This is a genomic window from Streptococcus sp. 9903, from assembly GCF_013276625.1.
In the GTDB taxonomy this organism is placed as follows: Bacteria; Bacillota; Bacilli; order Lactobacillales; family Streptococcaceae; genus Streptococcus.
In genome coordinates this window covers 13,760-14,801 of the sequence record NZ_VMLI01000028.1, presented here as the reverse complement: position 1 = coordinate 14,801, position 1,042 = coordinate 13,760, and the positions used below count along the sequence as shown (strand labels likewise).

The following is a 1,042-nucleotide window of genomic DNA, read 5'->3' as shown; positions in this document are numbered from 1 at the left end:
TAACTTCTCAAAGTAACTTCCACTTGCCTGACCAAAGTGGAAATTAGTCTAAAACGGATTTTTATGGTGGAATTAAGTGTGAGACGTTTGAGTTAGAAATGAGGTCTACTATGACAAAACATAAACACCTTGCCCTTTCAGACCGTAATGATATCCAATTAGGCTTAGAGCGCGGTGAAACCTTCAAAGCTATTGGACAGTCCATTCTAAAAGACCCAACTACTGTTTCTAAAGAAGTCAAACGAAACAGACAAGTTAGAGAATCTACTTGTGATAACCTTCCTTGCCCTCTACTCGACAAAGCTCCCTTTGTCTGTAATGGATGCCCTAAAAGAAGACAGAATTGTGGCTATCAGAAAATCTTCTACCTTGCTAAACAAGCTCAAAAACAATACGAACAAACTCTTGTTGAATCTCGTGAAGGAACTCCCCTCAATTCCAAGACCTTCTGGGACATGGACAAAGTCATTTCTAATGCGTAACTTCTCAAAGTAACTGAAAGTTATATAATCAAGTTAATTTGGGAATTTACCTATTAACTTCGGGAGATTTTTAGGATTTTTTCCTTATTTCTCCCTGTAGCTAAAATCCTTTTCAAAAAATCACCTTTTCTTGATTTTTAATCCTATTTGCTGTATGATAAGGGAAAAGAAAGGGGGCAAAAATATGGCTTTTACCAATACCCAGATGCGGTCTGCTAGTTTTGGCATTGTTACCAGCTTGCCTGATGATGTCATTGATTCTTTTTGGTATATTATTGACCACTTCTTAAAAAATGTCTTTGAATTGGAAGAAGAACTTGAGTTTCAATTGCTCAATAACCAAGGAAAAATTACCTTCCACTTCTCAAGTCAACACCTCCCCACAGCCATTGATTTTGACTTTAATCATCCTTTCGACCCTCTTTATCCCCCGAGAGTTCTGGTTTTAGATATGAATGGTAGAGAGACTATCCTCCTCCCAGAAGAAAATGACCTATTTTAATACTCAATGAAAATCAAAGAGCCAATTAGGAAGCTAGCCGCAGGTTGCTCAAAGCACT

General features: G+C 37.6%; 1 protein-coding gene and 1 pseudogene. Both read left to right on the top strand.

Going from position 1 to position 1,042, the window contains the following annotated elements; genetic code table 11:
- Positions 1-110: 110 nt before the first annotated feature.
- A pseudogene (locus tag HT696_RS09350) lies at positions 111-476 on the top strand (helix-turn-helix domain-containing protein); the annotation flags it as partial.
- Positions 477-666: 190 nt separating this feature from the next.
- Positions 667-984: a DUF960 domain-containing protein gene (locus tag HT696_RS09345; protein WP_173234219.1), complete on the top strand. Its 318-nt coding sequence runs from the start codon at positions 667-669 to the stop codon at positions 982-984.
- Positions 985-1,042 lie beyond the last annotated feature (58 nt).